General features: G+C 73.1%; 18 protein-coding genes. 10 read left to right on the top strand and 8 right to left on the bottom strand.

From position 1 onward, the window contains the following. Window positions 1-102 precede the first annotated feature (102 nt). Entirely contained in the window at window positions 103-1,083 is a 981-nt protein-coding gene (locus ACWEOZ_RS17990; RefSeq protein WP_360543995.1) for a LysR family transcriptional regulator, read from the top strand. A 48-nt stretch (window positions 1,084-1,131) separates the two neighbouring features. Here ACWEOZ_RS17990 and ACWEOZ_RS17985 read toward each other — a convergent pair whose 3' ends face one another. Further along, window positions 1,132-3,729, bottom strand: coding sequence for an ATP-dependent Clp protease ATP-binding subunit (locus ACWEOZ_RS17985; protein ID WP_451911809.1), 2,598 nt, complete (start codon window positions 3,727-3,729; stop codon window positions 1,132-1,134). A 108-nt stretch (window positions 3,730-3,837) separates the two neighbouring features. Between ACWEOZ_RS17985 and ACWEOZ_RS17980 the strand changes: the two genes are divergently transcribed. The 5 genes from ACWEOZ_RS17980 (at window position 3,838) to ACWEOZ_RS17960 (ending at window position 8,961) form a co-directional block, all read left to right on the top strand. Next, window positions 3,838-4,212 (top strand): hypothetical protein, encoded by a 375-nt coding sequence (locus ACWEOZ_RS17980; protein ID WP_451911808.1) that lies wholly within the window; start codon window positions 3,838-3,840, stop codon window positions 4,210-4,212. A gap of 153 nt (window positions 4,213-4,365) precedes the next feature. Continuing rightward, window positions 4,366-4,626, top strand: a complete 261-nt coding sequence (locus ACWEOZ_RS17975; RefSeq protein ID WP_023364464.1) for a hypothetical protein — start codon at window positions 4,366-4,368, stop codon at window positions 4,624-4,626. Window positions 4,627-4,630: 4 nt separating this feature from the next. Further along, complete coding sequence (locus tag ACWEOZ_RS17970; RefSeq protein WP_451911807.1) at window positions 4,631-5,527, top strand: hypothetical protein; 897 nt, start codon at window positions 4,631-4,633, stop codon at window positions 5,525-5,527. Further along, a complete protein-coding gene (locus ACWEOZ_RS17965) occupies window positions 5,520-8,165 on the top strand; it encodes an FtsK/SpoIIIE domain-containing protein (RefSeq protein ID WP_451911806.1) in 2,646 nt (881 codons plus the stop codon). Before ACWEOZ_RS17970 ends, ACWEOZ_RS17965 begins: the two co-directional genes overlap by 8 nt. A gap of 85 nt (window positions 8,166-8,250) precedes the next feature. Beyond that, a complete protein-coding gene (locus ACWEOZ_RS17960) occupies window positions 8,251-8,961 on the top strand; it encodes a hypothetical protein (RefSeq protein WP_451911805.1) in 711 nt (236 codons plus the stop codon). A gap of 160 nt (window positions 8,962-9,121) precedes the next feature. On the opposite strand, the gene ACWEOZ_RS17955 is transcribed toward ACWEOZ_RS17960, so the two are convergent. Together ACWEOZ_RS17955 and ACWEOZ_RS17950 are read right to left on the bottom strand one after the other, a co-directional pair. After that, window positions 9,122-10,375 carry a cupin domain-containing protein gene (locus ACWEOZ_RS17955; RefSeq protein ID WP_451911804.1) on the bottom strand — a complete coding sequence of 418 codons (1,254 nt, stop codon included), beginning with the start codon at window positions 10,373-10,375 and terminating at the stop codon, window positions 9,122-9,124. Between the two features lie 10 nt (window positions 10,376-10,385). Then, window positions 10,386-10,703: a BatC protein gene (locus tag ACWEOZ_RS17950; protein ID WP_451911803.1), complete on the bottom strand. Its 318-nt coding sequence runs from the start codon at window positions 10,701-10,703 to the stop codon at window positions 10,386-10,388. Between the two features lie 112 nt (window positions 10,704-10,815). Between ACWEOZ_RS17950 and ACWEOZ_RS17945 the strand changes: the two genes are divergently transcribed. Both ACWEOZ_RS17945 and ACWEOZ_RS17940 read left to right on the top strand, forming a co-directional pair. Further along, window positions 10,816-11,547 carry a DUF72 domain-containing protein gene (locus tag ACWEOZ_RS17945; protein WP_451911957.1) on the top strand — a complete coding sequence of 244 codons (732 nt, stop codon included), beginning with the start codon at window positions 10,816-10,818 and terminating at the stop codon, window positions 11,545-11,547. A 9-nt stretch (window positions 11,548-11,556) separates the two neighbouring features. Next, window positions 11,557-12,345: an aminotransferase class IV gene (locus ACWEOZ_RS17940; protein ID WP_451911802.1), complete on the top strand. Its 789-nt coding sequence runs from the start codon at window positions 11,557-11,559 to the stop codon at window positions 12,343-12,345. Here ACWEOZ_RS17940 and ACWEOZ_RS17935 read toward each other — a convergent pair. From ACWEOZ_RS17935 to ACWEOZ_RS17915, 5 genes are all read right to left on the bottom strand, one after another. Next, a complete protein-coding gene (locus tag ACWEOZ_RS17935; protein ID WP_451911801.1) occupies window positions 12,342-13,208 on the bottom strand; it encodes a DUF72 domain-containing protein in 867 nt (288 codons plus the stop codon). The genes ACWEOZ_RS17940 and ACWEOZ_RS17935 overlap by 4 nt on opposite strands. A 71-nt stretch (window positions 13,209-13,279) precedes the next feature. Further along, complete coding sequence (locus ACWEOZ_RS17930; RefSeq protein ID WP_360830648.1) at window positions 13,280-13,702, bottom strand: TraR/DksA family transcriptional regulator; 423 nt, start codon at window positions 13,700-13,702, stop codon at window positions 13,280-13,282. Between the two features lie 220 nt (window positions 13,703-13,922). Beyond that, entirely contained in the window at window positions 13,923-14,552 is a 630-nt protein-coding gene (locus tag ACWEOZ_RS17925; RefSeq protein WP_451911800.1) for a uridine kinase, read from the bottom strand. 9 nt (window positions 14,553-14,561) lie between these two features. Further along, window positions 14,562-15,032 (bottom strand): winged helix-turn-helix domain-containing protein, encoded by a 471-nt coding sequence (locus tag ACWEOZ_RS17920; protein ID WP_451911956.1) that lies wholly within the window; start codon window positions 15,030-15,032, stop codon window positions 14,562-14,564. A 362-nt stretch (window positions 15,033-15,394) separates the two neighbouring features. Continuing rightward, window positions 15,395-15,772: a signal peptidase I gene (locus tag ACWEOZ_RS17915; RefSeq protein ID WP_451911799.1), complete on the bottom strand. Its 378-nt coding sequence runs from the start codon at window positions 15,770-15,772 to the stop codon at window positions 15,395-15,397. Between the two features lie 54 nt (window positions 15,773-15,826). Between ACWEOZ_RS17915 and ACWEOZ_RS17910 the strand changes: the two genes are divergently transcribed. Then, window positions 15,827-16,219 (top strand): ankyrin repeat domain-containing protein, encoded by a 393-nt coding sequence (locus ACWEOZ_RS17910; protein WP_451911798.1) that lies wholly within the window; start codon window positions 15,827-15,829, stop codon window positions 16,217-16,219. A gap of 20 nt (window positions 16,220-16,239) precedes the next feature. Further along, entirely contained in the window at window positions 16,240-17,148 is a 909-nt protein-coding gene (locus ACWEOZ_RS17905) for a DUF3500 domain-containing protein (RefSeq protein ID WP_451911955.1), read from the top strand. Window positions 17,149-17,258: the final 110 nt, after the last annotated feature.

The raw sequence follows: 17,258 nt of genomic DNA, 5'->3' as shown, positions 1-17,258 counted from the left end.
TAGCTGGTTCTGTCCTTTTGGTTAACCTATTTGTCACAAGTGGAGGATCTTTGGCTGGCTGAAGGTCTAGCCGATATCCCGCGAACGTCCTACCGTCACGCTATGAACCTGGAGCTGCGGCATCTCAAGGTGGTCTGTGCCATCGCGGAGACGGGCAGCGTGACGAAGGCGGCATCGCTGCTGGGACTCGCCCAGCCGGCGCTGACCGCCCAGCTGCAACGCATCGAGCGGACCCTGGGTGGGCCGCTCTTCGAACGTGACCGGCGCGGTGCCCGCCCGACCGCCCTGGGTGAACTCGTTCTCTCCCGGGCCCGGGTGCTGCTGCCCGCGATGAAGGGCCTGCAGGACGAGGCCGCCCGGCTGGCCGGATCCGGCACGGACGAGAACGTGATGACCCGGTACCGGATCGGCGGCATCGGCGGACCGGTCATCGGTGGCATGGTGCACCGGTTGTCCGAGGCCCAGCCCGACGCCCAGATCAGCACCCACGCGTCGTACTACGTGGACGAGCTCTGCGGCATGGTGCTGGCCGGCAAGCTCGACTACGCCCAGGTGGGCGTCTGCGGTGATGCCATCCCGTCGGCCGACTACGGCCTGGTGTGGCAGACCATCGCGGTCGACGCCGTGTGCGTGCTCATGCCCGAGGACCACCCGGCGGCCAAGGGCGTCGACGTCGACCTCGCCGAGCTGGCCGAGGAGCAGTGGGTGGCCGGCACCGGCGACGGCTGCTTCGCCGACTGCTTCGCGGCCTGCTGCGCCCGCTCGGGTTTCACCCCGCGCCGGATGCTGGAGACCGACATCCGCGGCTGCGTGGACATGGTGGAGTCCGGGCTGGCGCTGGCCCTGTGCCAGCCGACGTTCCGGCCCCCGGCCGGGCTGACCCACCGCCCGCTGCAGGGCGCGCCGCTGCGCTGGCGGCAGGTGCTCGGCTGGCACCCGGACAGCACCGCCGCCCGGGTCGCGCCCCGGCTGATGACCATGGCCGCGGAGACCTACAACGAGGTCGTGGCCCGCAACCCGCTCTACATCGAGTGGCTGGAGGACTATCCGCAGCTCGGCGGGGCGCACCTGGCGGCGGCATGAGAAACGCCCCGGCTCTCCGAGGAGAACCGGGGCGTTCCGTTCCACCGGTCAGGCGGTGGCCGCCGGGGCGGGCGACTGCACCTCGAAGGTCAGCCGGCCCTCGGCCACGTCGACCCGGACCGTCTGCCCGGGCGCCAGGTCGGCGCTGAGCAGCAGCCGCGAGAGCCGGTTGTCCAGCTCACGCTGGATCGTGCGGCGCAGCGGCCGGGCCCCGTACTCGCGCTGGAAGCCCCGCTCGGCCAGCCAGTCGATGGCCGCCGCGGAGATGTCCAGCGTGACGTCCTGCGCGTGCAGGCGCCGCCGGGTCTCCTCCAGCAGCATCTCGGTGATCTGCCGCAGCTGCTCGGTCTCCAGCTGCCGGAAGACGATGATCTCGTCGATCCGGTTGATGAACTCCGGCCGGAACTGCTCGCGCAGCCGCCGGTCCAGCTTCTCCCGCAGGCCGTCGTCGACGGCCGAGCCGTCGTCGCCGGTGCCGAAGCCGAGCGTGCGCTTGGTGCCGCTGATGATGTCCGAGCCGATGTTGCTGGTCATGATCAGTACGGTGTTCTTGAAGCTCACCGTCCGGCCCTGACTGTCGGTCAGCCGCCCGTCGTCCAGCACCTGCAGCAGGATGTTGAACACGTCCGGGTGCGCCTTCTCGATCTCGTCCAGCAGCACCACCGAGTACGGCCGGCGCCGCACGGCCTCGGTCAGCTGGCCGGCCTCGTCGTAGCCGACGTAGCCGGGAGGGGCACCGACGAGCCGGGAGACGGTGTGCCGCTCCTGGAACTCGCTCATGTCGAAGCGGACCATCCGCTCGGCGTCGCCGAACAGCGCGTCCGCGAGGGTGCGCGCCAGCTCGGTCTTGCCGACCCCGGTCGGGCCGAGGAACAGGAAGCTGCCCACCGGCCGGTCCGGGTCGCCCAGCCCGGCCCGGGAACGCCGGACCGCCTCGGCGACGGCGGAGACCGCCTCGTCCTGACCGATCACGTGCTCGTGCAGGTGCGTCTCGAGGCGCAGCAGCCGCTCGCGCTCCTCCTCGGTGAGCTGCGCGACCGGGATGCCGGTGGCCCGGGACACGACCTCGGCGATGTCCTCCGAGGTCACCTGGGGCACGGCAGAGCCGGCCCCGCGGCGGAGAACCGAGGCAGAATCGTCATTTGAGCCCGTGGCGTCCGTACCCTCGATCTGCTGTTTGATGGTGTTGATCTCGTCGCGCAGCGCGGAGGCCTTCTCGTAGTTCTCCGCGGCGACCGCCTGGTCGCGGTCGCGGGTCAGCTGCTCGAGGCGCCGCTCCTGCTCGCGCACGTCCGCCGCGGGGGTCTTGACCCGCAGGCGCACCCGCGCACCGGCCTGGTCGATCAGGTCGATCGCCTTGTCCGGCAGGAACCGGTCGGTGATGTAGCGGTCGGACAGCTCGGCCGCTGCGTCGAGCGCCTCGTCGGTGATCCGCACCTGGTGGTGCGCCTCGTAGTTGTCCCGCAGGCCGCGCAGGATCGCCACGGTGTCCTCGACGCTGGGCTCACCGATCAGGACCGGCTGAAAACGCCGGGCCAGGGCGGCGTCCTTCTCGATGTGCTTCCGGTACTCGTCCAGCGTCGTCGCGCCGACCACCCGCAGCCGGCCGCGGGCCAGGGCGGGCTTGAGCATGTTGCTGGCGTCCATGCCGCCACCCTCGCCGCCGCCACCACCGGCGCCGACCAGGGTGTGGATCTCGTCGAGGAAGACGATCAGGCCGTCGCCGCTCTCCTGGATCTCGTCGATGACCTTGCTGAGCCGCTCCTCGAAGTCGCCGCGGTAGCGGGTGCCCGCCACCAGTCCGGCCAGGTCGAGCTGGATGACGCGCTTGCCCGCGAGGGTCTGCGGCACGTCACCGTCCACGATGCGCTGGGCCAGGCCCTCGACGACGGCGGTCTTGCCGACGCCGGCCTCGCCGATCAGCACCGGGTTGTTCTTGGTACGCCGCGACAGGATCTCGACGGCCTGCTCGATCTCGTCGGCCCGGCCGATGACCGGGTCGATCTCGCCGCGCCGGGCCAGCTCGGTCAGGTCCATGCCGTACTGCTCGAGCGTGGGCGTGCTGCCCGGGCCACCGGGCTCACCACCGCGGCCACCGGGACCTCCCCGGCCCGGCTGGGGCTCGGCCTGCTGCAACGTGCGCGGGTCGATCCGCGCGGCGAGCAGGCGGCCCGCCGTGGAGTCCGGGTTGAGGCCCAGCGCCATCAAGATGTGCTCGGGACCCACGTAGGAGGCGCCCACGGCCCGCGAGAGCTGCAGACTGTCCAGCAGCGCGCGCTTGGCGGCGGGGGTCAGTGCGATGCGGTCGGGCAGCTGGCCGCCCGGCGCGCGGGTGACGCCACCGAGCTCGGCGAGCAGCGCGGCGGGGTCGCCGCCGGCCCGGCGGACCAGGGCCTGCTGCGGCTCCTGCTGGAGCAGCGCCCACAGCAGGTGCTCGGTGTCGAGGTCGGCGAGGCCGATGCCGGCCGGCGCCACTTCGGCGGCGCGGCGGGCGGCGACGGACAGGACCTCGCGCGCGTCCGCGCTCATGAATCTGGTGATGTCGATCCGCTGCGCGGACCGTCGTGGCTCGGCCGCCCCGAAGAAGCGGGCGAACAGGTCGTCCCATTCACCGGGGCCACCCGGCCCCAGGGGTCCGATGCTCATAGTCTCTTCTCTCCTGATACTGCTGGTCGGGAGCGGCGAAGTCGCCGCCGGCCCGGGCTGTACAGCGCCCTGAACGAGCGTTTGATTCCGGTGTGAGACGCTCCTTACATGAGCGTCCCGCTGCTGGTCGTCGACGCCGCCAACGTGCTCGGTTCCAAGCCGGACGGTTGGTGGCGGGACCGCGCGGGGGCCACCGCCAGACTGCGCGACGGCCTCATGGGTCTCAACGTCGCGGGGCTGGAGGATCTTCCGGGACCGGTCGAGGTGGTCCTGGTCGTGGAGGGCCGCGCCCGGGACGTCCCGGCGGTCGACGGGGTCCGGGTCGTGCGCGCGTCCGGCTCCGGGGACGACACGATCGTGGCGGTGGTCGCGGCCGAGGGCGCCCGCCGGCGGACCGTCGTGGTGACGGCCGACCGGGGGCTGCGGGAGCGCGTGACCGCGCTGGGCGCGGAGGTACGCGGACCGTCCGCCGTCCCCCGGTGAGCTCCCCCGGCGACCGGGTGGGACCCGGCTGCCGCGGAGCCGGTGGGCGTGCGAGCATGAATTCGCGAAAGGGGCGTGCGGGCACGACCGCCCCATCGTGGACGACTATTCTGGGTCTTTACCGCCGTGTCGATATCGCAGGAGGCTGCACGAGTGGCCAGCGTCGCCGAGGTCAGAGCGGCTGTGGATGCCGCGCTCCAACAGGTCACGGAGGGTCAGGCGGCGATCCAGGCGGCCCGGGAGAAGCTCGGCGAGGCGCAGCAGAGCCTGGCCGCGGCGCTCGACGGCAGCGCCAACGACGCGGTCGGTGCGGCGCACGCCTCCCTGTCGCAAGCCGACCAGCAGCTCGAGGAATGCCTCGGCGCCACGCTGCTCGCGGTCGAGCAGGCGCAGACCTACACGGCGACGCTGTAACGCGATGTCGCTGCTGCAGGAACTCGGCGCCCAGCTCCGCGCCACGTCCGACGAACTGCCCACCGGCCTGGTCACGGTGGCGATGGAACGGCTGCGCAGCGCCACCGAGCTGCTCAACTGGGTGCGCCAGACGTCCATCGACCCGATCGGCGTGCCGCAGCTGGGCAACGCCACCGAGCACGCCGAGCACGCCGCGGCCGCCCTGCGCCTGGCCCAGGACGCCATCGCGGCGTACCTGGCCGCCCTGGGCCTGTCAGCCGACGCGAGCGCGCCACCGGATCGCGACTGGAAAGCCGGCCTGGAGGAGCAGAAGAAGCAGCAGGACGAGCCGGCCGGGCCACCCGATCAGCAGAATCAGCAGCCCCCGCCGGAGAAGCTCGGCCCGTGGTGGCGTGAGCGCGTCGAGAAGCTGACCGGCGAGGCACCGCCCCCGGCGCAGGAGAGCAACACCCCCGAACGCCCGCAGAACACCGCCGAGCTGCTGCGCAAGGTCGCCGCCGGGGTGCGCTCGGGCGACCGCGCACGACTCGGCCGGGACCTGCACGAGGTCAACGCGGCCACCGGGCTGGGCCTGTCCGCGGTGACCCCGCCGGTGCTGCAGCGCCTCGCCGGCGACCTGCTGGGTCACGAGCCCGGGCCCGACGACCTGCAGCGGCTGCGCAGCGCCGCCGGCGGCCGGGTCAGGTCACTGCTGCCCGGCACCCCGCCCGCGGTGCTGGACACCCTGCTCGCCCGCATCTGCCGGACCAAGCCGCCCGAGCAGGCCCCGGCCCACCCGGCCGACTCGGCGGTCACCGCCAGCGTGCTGACCGGGGTGCTGCTGGCCCGCCTGGGCCGCGACCCGGCCACGCTGGACCCGGGCGCCCCCGACCCGTTGCGACCCCGCGGCGTCGATGCCTGACACCAAGGCTCAGCAGGTCGTCGAGGTCCGCGCCGCAATCTCGCACGCCCTCGGCGCGGCCGACGACGCCCTCGAGGAGGCCCGGAGCGCCTACGAGGCGGCCGTGACGCGGCGGGCCCGGGTCGTCGCCGCCGCCCGCGAGCGCCGGATCCGGCTCGCCGGTGAACGCGACAAGCGGCTGCGGCAGATCGACGAGCAGCACGAACGGGACCTCGCCGCGCTGGCCGGGGCCGCCGCCGAAACGGCTCGGCTGGCCGCCCCCGGAGCTGCCGGCCTGCCCTGGGACCAGTGGCGGCCCACCCCGGCCGGCACCCAGGCCCCGGCGCCGGAGCTGCGGGTGGGCCGGTTGCTGCTGCCGTACGAGGGTGACGTGCCGGCGCTGGTGCCGTTGCTCGACCAGGGGCACGTGGTGGTCGAGGGCGACGAGCGCATCGGTGACGACGTGGTCGCGAGCCTGCTGCTGCGGGCCCTGGGCAGCGTGCAGGCGGGCCGGGTCCGGCTCACCGGCTACGACCCCGAGCAGCTCGGCGGGGGCCTGGCCGGCTTCGCCCCGCTGGCCCCGGCCGGGGTGCTGAACTTCGTCGGTCCCGGCGGGCTCCCGGCGCTGCTGGACGAGCTCGTCGACCACGTCCGCCGGATCAACGAGACCGTGCTGGCCGGTGAGCACTCGTCGCTGCGGGAGCTGGCCTCGGCCACCGGCCGGCGGCCCGAGCCGTGGCGGGTGGCGATCCTGCTGGGTGCCGGGCGCGCCGACGAGCTGTCGCGGCACGAACGGGGTCAGCTCGACCGGCTGCTGCGCACCGGGGCCGCTTGCGGCGTACACCTGGTCATGCGGGGTTTCCCGGTGCGGCCCGCCGCCGGGATCGAGGTCGTCACGGCGGCCGAAGGCGACGCCGGCCGCCTCAGCGGCTGCGGTGATCTTCCGGTACGGCTCGACGCGGGCCCGTCGGCGTCCGTGGTGACCCGCACCTGCCGGGAGATCGCCGACGAGGTCGCCGCCGGCCCGGCCCCGGTCGCGCTGGACAGCCTGCTGCCCGAGCACGAGTGGCAGCAGAGCTCGGCCCGCGCGCTGACCGCGCCGCTCGGCGACAGTCCCCAGGGCGCCCCGGTGCACGTGACCCTGAGCGACTATCCGCCGCACGCCCTGATCGCCGGGCCGTCCGGCACCGGCAAGACCAACCTGATCTACGCCTGGATGGGCGCGCTGGCCGCCCGCTACTCCCCCGCCGAGCTGGCCTTCTACCTGCTCGATTTCAAGGAGGGCGTGTCCTTCGCCCGGTTCGCCCCGGGCCGGCGCGACCCCAGCTGGCTGCCGCACGTCCGGCTGGTCGGGGTCAACGTCAACACCGACCGTGAGTTCGGCCTGGCCCTGCTGCGCTTCCTCGGCGCCGAGCTGCGCAGCCGGGCGGACGCGGCCAAGCGGCACGAGGTGACCAACCTGGCCGAGCTGCGCGCCGAGGACCCGCAGGGCTCCTGGCCGCGGATCGTGGCCGTGGTCGACGAGTTCCAGGTGCTGCTGTCCGGCCGCGACGCGGTGGCGGCCGAGGCGGTCGACCTGCTGGAGGACCTGGCCCGGCGCGGCCGTTCCCAGGGCATCCACCTGGTGCTGGCCAGCCAGGACGTGTCCGGCATCGAGGCGCTGTGGGGCCGGCCCGCGCTGGTCGCGCAGTTCTCGCTGCGGATCGCGTTGCCCCGGGCCCGCCGGGTGCTGGCCGAGACCAACCAGGCCGCCGACGCGCTGCCGCGCTACCACGCGGTCGTCAACGCCGACTCCGGCGCGGTCGAGGCGAACCGGGTGGTCCGGGTGCCGGACGCGGGCAACCGGGAACGTTGGAGCGAGCTGCAGCACCGGCTGTGGCGGCACCGACCGGCGGAGCTGCCCGCACCGCGGCTGTTCGACGGTGACGCCATCCCCCGGCTGGAGGACAGCCCCGAGTTCCGCCGGTTCACCCCGGCGGCCACGGTGGCCGCGCCGGCGGTGCTGCTCGGCGAGACCATCGATGTCGAGTCCCGCTCGGCGCAGACGGTGCTGCGCCGGGCGCCGGGCCGGACCATCGCGGTGCTGGGCACCCGGGTCGACGAGGCGTGCGCGGTGCTGGGCACGGCTGCCCGCTCGCTCGCGGCCCAGTTCACGCCCGGGGCGGCGCAGTTCTCCGTGGCGTGCCTGGACACCGACGCGGCGGTGGCGGTCGAGGCGTTGAAGCCGCACCTGCCGGCCGAGACGGGCTACTTCGACAACGACAACGTGGACAGCCTGCTGGAGCTGGCGGCCGAGCGGGCCGAGTTCGGCTCGGCGGCCGACAAGCCGTGGTTCCTGCTGCTGTACGCGGTCGACGCGGCGCCCGGCGGCAGCAACGAGATGCTGCGCCGGATCATGCGGCAGGGCCCGGAACGCCGCATCCACGTGATCGGCTGGTGGCGCGGGGCGGCGCTGCTGCGCGACACCCTCGGCGGGCAGGGGACCAGGACCGACACGGTGGGAGCGTGGGTGGCGCTGGACGTGCACGGCAGTGAGCTGTCGCCGTACTACCCGGGGCACGGCTCGCCGAACTGGTATCCGCGGCCCTGGCGGGCGCTGCACTTCGACCGGTCGGTGCACCGCGGCGCCGAAGTGATCATCCCGTACGGGCCGTCATGACCGCCTGCACCGAGCTTCCCTTCGCGCACCCGCAAGGCTGCCCGGACAGCGAGGGCCAGAAGGGCATGGCAAAGGAGGCGCAGCCATGACCGCGCCGGAGAACGACGGCACGGTGGAGCGGCGCACGCCGGACTACCGCGGTGTCGTGCGCAAGCTGACCAACCTGGACGACGAGGCCGCCGCGCACCGGGCCGAGGCGCGCGCCTGGCACGACAGCCGCGCCATCGAGGCCGACAACGCCGTCCGGGCCGCCGACCAGCGCATCCGCGAGACCCAGGCGGCGTGGCGGGCGGCCCAGCGCGTGCGGGAAGAGGTGGACGCGCGCTCCGCGGTGCTGTGGGCCGAGTTCGCCCACAAGGCCGGGCGGGTGGCCGAGCGTTTCGGCGCGCACGCCCCGCAGCCGGCCGTGCCGCACCAGCGCGATCGGGACGCCGAGGACTACCTGCAGGAGGCCGAGGCCACCGCGGCCTGGAAGCCCGCGCCGCGCAAGCCCGGCAACGGGGCGTCGTTGCTCTTCGTCGTGCTGGGTGCGCTGGGCGGCGCGGTCGGGGTGGCGGCGTGGTCGACGTTGCGATGGGCGGGCCGGGAAGCCGGGGGTGACTGGGCGGCCGGGCTGCCGGTGGTGGCGCTGGTCGTCGCGTTGCTCGGGCCGATCCTCGCGGTCGTCACGGCCAAGCGGGTCGCCGACCGGCGGACCGTGCCGCTGGACGCGTCGGCGGTGGCGACGGTGCTGATCGCGAGTCTGATCGCTGCCGGACTGGTGCTGGCGCTGGCCAGGAGCACCACCGCCGCCTGAGTGCAGAACAGCCACACGTCGTCGGGCAGTCCGGGCGCGGAAGCCGCGCCTGAGCGGGAACAGCCGGACCCACCCGTGGTCCCGGGCGCGGAAGCCCGCCGCCGGGATCGCGTGCGGGAGCCGCCGGGGCCCGGGCGCCGGTAGGGCGGCGCCCGGGACGTCAGGCGGTCGCCGGGACGGTCAGGGCTTCGCGGAGCAGACGGCGGGCCAGCACCAGCCGGTCGTGATCGTCGTCCAGCTCGGGCAGGTCCCCGACGCGATGCGGCGCGCCGTCCAGCGCGGTGCGCACCGCGGCCGCGCAGTAGGCCGGGAACCGCAGGGTGCGCCCGGTCAGCCGGAGCACCACGTGCTCGGGGCCGTCCTCGTGCAGGTGCCAGCGCAGCCCGTCGCGGACCGTGATCCGGTCGTCCGCGCCGAGGCGCTCCGCGAACTCCAGCTGGGCCAGCGGCCGGACGGGGGCCGGGCGCTTGGCCGGCCAGGCCCGGTCACGCAACCGGGCGGCCACGGTGGCCGGGTCGGCGGTCAGCAGCCAGTCGCGCAGGGCGTCGACCGTCGCGGTGAGCTCCGGGGCGACGGCCTGCGGGTCGGCGACGTCCATCGCGTACGGCAGGGTGGCGCGCAGCCGCTGATCCTCGGCCGCGAGCTGGAGCAGCTCCTCGACCAGGGCGTACCGGGTCAGGGCGCGGACGCCGAAGGTCAGGTGCAGGGAACGCTCGCCCTGGGCCTGGGCCGAGTGCAGCCAGCCGCGGGGCAGGTAGAGGGCGTCGCCCGGGGCCAGGACCACGTCCAGCGTCGCCGGGCCGTCGGCCACCGCGCCGACCTCGTCCGCGCGGCCGCCCCAGGCCTGACGTTCGAGCGGCTCGGGCAGCACCGGCTCGTGGATGCGCCAGCGTTTGGTGCCGTCCACCTGGAGCACGAACACGTCGTGGGTGTCGTAGTGGGTGGCGAAGCCCTTGTTGCCGGCCGGCGTCAGATAGGCGTTGACCTGCAGCGGCTGCCGCAACTCCTCGCCCAGCCGGCGGGCGTAGTCGATCAGTGGGGGCCAGATCCGGTGCAGGCCCTGCAGGACCAGGGTGGCGCCGTCGGCGTACAGGCGCATGACCTTGTCGTCGATCACCTGATCGCCGACCTCCGCGCCGGCGCCGCCACTGCCGGTGAAGGACGAGGTGGGCAGCACCGTGCCCTTGTCGGCCACCCGCAGGAACGGGGTCCGCAGGCCGCGTTCGCTGAGCAGCTCGTCGACCGCCGCCGGGGACAGCAGGTCGGTGAAGCCGTCCGGCCCGGCCAGCTCGTCGGCCCGGGTGAGCAGGGGCTGGCGCCCCCAGTAGGCCTCGGCGAACTTCGCCGGGTCGACGGCGATCGCACGGGCCAGAGCCGGGCGGTCCTCGGTGCCGCCCGGCGTGTGGTTCGTCATGGCGTCAGCCTCAGACCGCGCTGCCGTCGGCGCCACCGTCGTGGCCGCCCGCATTGGCGCCACCGTCGGCCGGGCCCTCGCCCGCGCTGCCGTCCGCGCCGCCGTCGTGGCCGCCCGGGTTCGCGCCGCCGTCCGCGGGGCCCTCGGCACCGGCGCCGCCGTCGGCACCGCCGTCGTGACCGGCCGGGTTCGCGCCGCCGTCGGCCGGACCCTCGCCCGCGCCGCCGTCCGCGCCACCGTCGTGACCGTTCGGGTTGGCGCCGCCGTCGGCCACACCCTCGCCCGAAACGCCGCTGCCGCCGGTGATGTCGTCGTCGCTGAGTCGCATGGAAAGCTCCTTCGTGTCGCCCCGACGCCGGGGCAGGTGGAGATCTGCTCCTACCCTGCGTGGATCACGTCTAACCGGGGCTCGACGTGGGTAACACAACGGCGTGCTGGTGATGGGGACGTCCGGCTGGCAGTACAAGGACTGGCGCGGCGAGGACCGGCTGTATCCGCCGAAGCTGCCGCAGCGGCTCTGGCTGGAGAAGTACGCCGAGTCGTTCGACACCGTCGAGGTCAACAACGCCTTCTACCGGCTGCCGGAACGCGACACCTTCGCCCAGTGGCGGGCGCGGACGCCGGACGACTTCGTGTTCGCGGTGAAGATGAGCCGCTACCTGACCCACATCAAGCGGCTGCGGGAGCCCGCCGAGCCCGTCGCCCGGTTCCTGGGCCGCGCCGAGGCCCTGGGCGACAAGCTGGGTCCGGTGCTGCTGCAGCTCCCGCCCACACTCAAGATCGATGTGGCGGCGCTCGACGAGACACTGGGGCTGTTCCCCACGGAGGTCAAGGTCGCCGTCGAGCCGCGGCACGACTCGTGGTGGACCGACGAGGTCCGGGAGCTGCTGCAGCGGCACAACGCGGCGCTGAGCTGGGCCGACCGCAAGGGACGGCCGGTGACGCCGCTGTGGGTCACCGCCGACTTCGGCTATCTGCGGATGCACGAGGGGCGCGCGACGCCATGGCCGCGCTACGGGCGTACGTCGCTGGGGACCTGGCTGGACCGGCTGCCCGGCGTACCCACGTATGTCTTCTTCAACAACGATCCCGGCGGCGCGGCAGTCGTCGACGCCGCCGCGATGGCCGCGCAGGCCCGCCGCCGCGGGATCAAGGTCACCCGGACGCCGTAGGTTGATGAGGTGTTGAACGTCGAGCTCAACGGGCGGACGCCGGACCTGGCGCAGCTGCACCGGATCACCTGCGTCAACTATGGGCACTACACCTCGATGCAGGTGCGTGACCACCGGGTCCGTGGCCTGGCCCTGCACCTGGCGCGGCTCGCCGACGGGGCGGAGGAGCTGTTCGGCCACCGCATCGGGGTGGCCGAGGAGCATCGGTTGCTGGGGCTGATCCGGCACGCCCTCGGCGACGTCCGGGACGCCTCCGTACGGGTGACTTTCGTGCCAGGTTCCCACGAGCAGGCCCCGCCGGACGTGCTGGTGTCGGTCTCCGAGCCGGCGCCGCGGGAGGCCCGCCCGCCGCTACGAGTGCAGACCGTGCGCTACGAACGCGAGCTCCCCGAGCACAAGCACGTGGCGACGATGGGCCTGCACTACCGGCTGCGCGAGGCCCGGCTGGCCGGCTTCGACGACGCGCTCTTCGTCGGTCACGACGGCCGGGTCCGGGAGGGCACGTCGTGGAACGTGGCCTTCTGGGACGGCGCGCAGGTGGTGTGGCCGGACGCGCCGGTGCTCAAGGGCGTGACCATGGTGCTGCTGCAGATCGCCATGTCGATCAACGGCACGCCGTGGACGCTGCGGCCGATCGACGCGCAGGAGCTCAACGGCTTCGCGGCGGCCGCGGCGGCCAGCTCGCACCGCCCGGCGCAGCCCATCGCCAGCATCGACGAGCTGCCGCTCAAGGACGACGGTCAGCTCGCCGAGGCGCTGCAGGCGGCGTGGGAGACCGTGCCCTGGGACGAGCTCTAGCTGAGCAGCTCGATCAGTTGGGTGGCGTTGCGCTGGGCGTAGTCGCCCGCGCAGTTGTTCATCAGCACGTGGGTCTGCCCGGCCTCGTCGGCCAGGGCGCGCAGCTTCGGCGCCCATTCCCGCAGCTCCCGCTCGGAGTACAGGTAGCCGAACTTCTCGTGGATGTCCTTGCTGGTCCACTTGTCGCTGTGGCCGTGGAAGCGCACCACGGCCAGGTCGGCGGTGGCGGTCATCAGCGGCGGCACCGACGACTTGTGGCCCTGCGGCATGTCGACACAGACCAGCGGCAACTCGTGCCGGCGCAGGAACTCGAGGGTCTCCTCGGCGTTGTCGCCGTCGAACCAGGAGGCGTTGCGGAACTCGAAGACCGGCCGCAGCGGCCGGCAGCGGGCGGCGACCTCGCGCAGATAGTCCTTGTTGTCGCGGCGGATGCCCCACCACGGCGGGAACTGGAACAGCAGGGCACCCAGCTTGCCCGCCTCGACCAGGGGATCCAGGGCGCTCAGGAAGCGGGTCCAGATCTCCTCGTAGGTCGTCGGCGGCAGGTCACCGGGGTAGACGTTCTTCTTGTCGGTCTCCGGGCGCAGATCCTTGTAGATCGCGGACACCTTGGTGGGGTGGCCGGTCAGCATGCTGAACGCCTTGATGTTGAACGTGAAGCCGTCCGGGGTGCGCTCGGCCCACAGCTTGGTGGTCTGCTCGGCCGGCGGCCCGTAGTACGTCGCGTCGACCTCGACGATCGGGAACTGCTTGGCGTAATACCCCAGCCGTTTCTCCGGGGTGTTCGCCGTCTGCGGATACCAGCCCGACTCGAGCAGTGTCTTGTCGGTCCATGACGCGGTGCCGACCCGGATCTCGCCCATCAGGCCAAGTTAACCCCGATACGGCCGGTCCGCCGCCCACGTGCGGGCGACGGACCGGATCAAGCCTGAGCTCAGCCCGCGCGCCGCTCGCGGTTGGACTTGCAGGCCACGCACGAGGTGGCCGACGGGAAGACGGCGAGCCGCTCCACCGGGATCGGCTTGGAACAGCCCTCGCAGTTGCCGTACGTGCCGTCCTCCAGGCGCTGCATGGCGTGTTCCGCCTGCGTCCGCCGGTCGAGCAGAGTGCGGATGAGCGACGACGCCGCGTCGCGTTCCGCGGTCTTGGACCCGCTGTCCGCCTGGTCGTCACCGGCGGCGTCGCCGATCTCGACGAGCCGGAGCTTCTGGTTCTCGGCGACGGCCTCTTCGTACTCGGCCGTCAGATCGTCGAACCGGGCCCGCAGCAACTCCCGGATCTGGTCGACCTCATCGCTGGAGCGACCCTTGGCGGTGTCGGCACCTTTACCCGTGATGACCGCGCTGTTGACGAGCATGTGCTCCCCCTGCCCTTCCCTCTGCCCCTGCCGGTGGACGTCCCCCGCGCCGGCCCTTGGCGTCGCACCGTGGAGCCCGCAGATACCCACCGCCGAAGATCCCAAACGGGACCCTCGCAAAAAAGTAACCGCAGCATAACTGTCAGTGCACGTTACCGCCACGGACTGCGCGATCCAGCTTTCGCGTCGCAGCTCAGGAGGGGTGTGACGAGCGATTCACTCATGATCCGACGACCACGGCGGGGCGCCGCGGATCGTCGAGCCGGACCACGAGATCGGCGAAGGCGGCGGGGTCGACCTCCGCGCCGTAGCGGGCGTACGCGGGCAGCGTCCAGCGCTGCTCCGGCTCGGTGCGGCGTTCCAACGCGGCCGCCGAGAGATGCAGATGGACGGTGAGATCGAAGGGCAGCCCGGAGCCGAGCAGCAGGGGCCCGCTGACGAGCACCACGGCGTCCGGGGGCAGCTCCCGGTACGGCTCGCGGGTGGCGCGGTCCGTACGCGCGTCCCAGAGCCGGGTCACGACGCGCCCGCTGCCGCCCGGGCCCGCCGGGTCGAGGACCTCCCGGCGCAGGCCGGCCTCGTCCAGCCAGCCGAGGTAGAACGAGTCGGGGTTGGTGCGGCCGAACTCCAGGCGCAGCGAGGCGGGCCGCAGGAAGTCCTCGGTGCGTACGCGTACCGCTGAGCGGCCCCGGACCCGCAGCGGATCGACCAGCGCATCGGCCAGCGCCGCGGGATCGGCGGCGTCGGCCCCGTCGACGGCGACCCGCAGCCGGCCCTCCGTCGCCGTGCCGGCCAGCCGGTCGGCGAGCTCCTCGACCAGGACCTCGCTCGACACCGGACGCACCCGCACCCGGCCACTCTAGTCGTGCGGCAGCACCACGATCCGCGCCTCGTCGGCCAGGCGGTAGCCGACGCCGTAGACGGTGGTGATCAGGGGCAGCTGGGTGCCCATCTTGACCCGCAGGCGGCGCACGTGCACGTCCACCGTGCGCTCGCCGGTGTGCTCGTAGCCCCAGACCGCGGTCAGCAGCTGGGTGCGGCTGAACACCCGGCGCGGGTGGTCGGCCAAAAACAGCAGCAGGTCGAACTCGAGCCGGGTCAGCGGCAGCAGCTCGCCGTTGACCAGGACCTGGCGCGACGAGGTCAGCAACCGGACCTCGATGGTGCCGTCGTGGTGTGCGGCCGGACCGGGCTCGGTGACCCGCTCGGTGGCCGGCGGCTCGACGGCCACGGAGCCCTGACCGGCCTCGACCAGCTCACGGACCGCCTCGATGAGCCGGTGCGCCTGCGGCGGCAGCGAGTCGCCGGTCAGCGGGATGTTGAGCGTGATGGTGAGGGCGGCCGGAGGCACGGGCGCGGGGGCGACGCGGCGGATCGCGGCCAGCCGGCCCGACCCCTTCGCATGTCGTCCCGTGCGTGCCGACAGGGCGGTGACCGCCATGAATCCTCCTGCGTCGAAGAATGGAAACCACGCACCCGACAACGGGCGCGATTTAATGCACGCTTAAACCGCGGTCGATATTTCCGGCCACGCGGTTGCCGGGTCAAGGCAGCATCCACACTGTGGGAAACTCGTTCCATAACCGTTCGATGCATCGTGTTTTCCCGCACCAGGAATGCGAATACCGGCGCGGCGGTTAACGGCAGGCATCCGTTTGTCTTCGGCGACAAATAAAGCGGGAACGCGGTCGATCAAGGCGCCGGCGGGGGCAGACGCCAGCCCGGCAACGAGGGCCAGCGCACGGTCAGCACCACCGTCTCCACGTCCCCGGCCTGCCAGGAGTGGTCCTGGCCGGGGCCCCAGACGACATAATCGCCGGGCTCGCGCAGCAGCACCGTACGGTCGCGCAACTCGATGTCGAAAGCTCCCCGGATCAGCACGAGCAGCGCCGTACGGACCTCGTCGGTGGCCCACGCCGCACGCCGATCGCCGGGCGGGTGCACGCCCCACTTCACCTCGACGTCGACGCTGTGCAACAGGTCACCCTTGGGCATGAAATGGCCGAGCAGCCAGCCCTGGTTGGTCGCGCCGTCCGGCCCGGCCCGGCCCACGTGGACGCCGTCCTGCACTCCCCCACCCCCGGATAATGTGCGCTGAGACATTAGCACCGTAGGCTGGCCCGCATGCCCGAGGAATTGGATGCCGAAACCATCGCCTTCGCGCACCGGATGTTCGACCTCGCGCGCTCCGGGTCGGCCGAGGAGCTCTCCGGTCAGCTGTCCCACGGACTGCCGGCCAACCTGACCAACGACAAGGGTGACACGCTGCTGATTCTGGCGGCGTACCACAACCACCCGCCGACCGTCGCCGTGCTGCTCGAGCACGGCGCCGACCCGGGCCGGGTCAACGACCGCGGCCAGACCGCCCTGGCGGCCGCGGTGTTCCGCAAGAACCCCGACAGTGTCCGGACGCTGCTCGCCGCCGGTGCGGACCCGGCCGCCGGCAGCCCGTCGGCTGTCGAGACTGCCGCTTTCTTCGACCTGCCGGAAATGGCCGCACTGCTGCGTGGGGAGTGACCGTGACGCTCGCGGATGAGATGCGCGCGGCGGCCGCCGCGCTGCTGGCGACCCCGGAGGGCCCGAGGGCCGCTGCCGCCTTCGACGACGACCGGGCGCGCCGCTGGATCGAATACCGGCCCCGCCCCCGGCCCGGGCTCAGCCTGGCCGACCTCGGGATCGGCGCCCGCAAGGCCGCGCACCGGCTGCTCGCCACCGCGCTGAGCCCGGCGGCGTACGCGCAGGCCATGACCGTGCTGGCGCTCGAGGAGATCCTCGACCGCCGGGAAGGCTGGGCCCGCGGCCGGCACAGCGAGGACTACCAGGTGATCGTCTTCGGCGCGCCCGGTGACGACGAGTGGGGCTGGCGCTTCGAGGGTCACCACCTGTCGGTGAGCATGACCGTGGCCGGCGACCGGGTCTCCCCCGCTCCGGTGTTCCTGGGCGCGAACCCGGCCCGGGTCGACACCGCCGGGCGTACGGTGCTGCGCCCACTGGCCATCGAGGAGGATCTCGCCCACGAGCTGCTGCGGTCGCTGCCCGCGGCGGCCCGCAGCCGGGCGGTGGTGGCCGACGAGGCCCCGTCCGACATCCGCTCGGCCACCCGGCCGGCCAGCGTCGCCCTGTCCCCCGCCGGGATCGCCCGCGCCGACCTGCGACCGGGCGAGCGGGCCCTGCTCGACCAGCTCGTCGCGGTGCACCTGGGCCGGCTGCCGGACGAACTGGCGGCCGCCCTGGACCCGGCCGGCGGTGACGTGCACTTCGCCTGGGAAGGTCCGCCCGGCCCGGGCACCCGGCACTACTACCGGATCCAGGCCGACGACCTGCTCATCGAGTTCGACAACACCAGCGACGACGGCAACCACGCGCACAGCGTGCTGCGGCGCCCGCACGGCGACTTCGGCGGCGACATCCTCGCCGCCCACCGCGCGGACGTCCCGCACACGTGAAGCAGGCTGTCTAGCTGTACTGACCCGGGACGTTGGTGACGGGAGATCTTGAAGTAGGTGAGGGCCTTCGGGTTCGGTGTGGATTGCGACGTCCTACCCCGAACGACCGG

Source organism: Actinoplanes sp. NPDC004185 (assembly GCF_053603475.1).
Note: the sequence above shows the minus strand (reverse complement) of the source record. Positions and strands in the feature narration are given on the sequence as shown.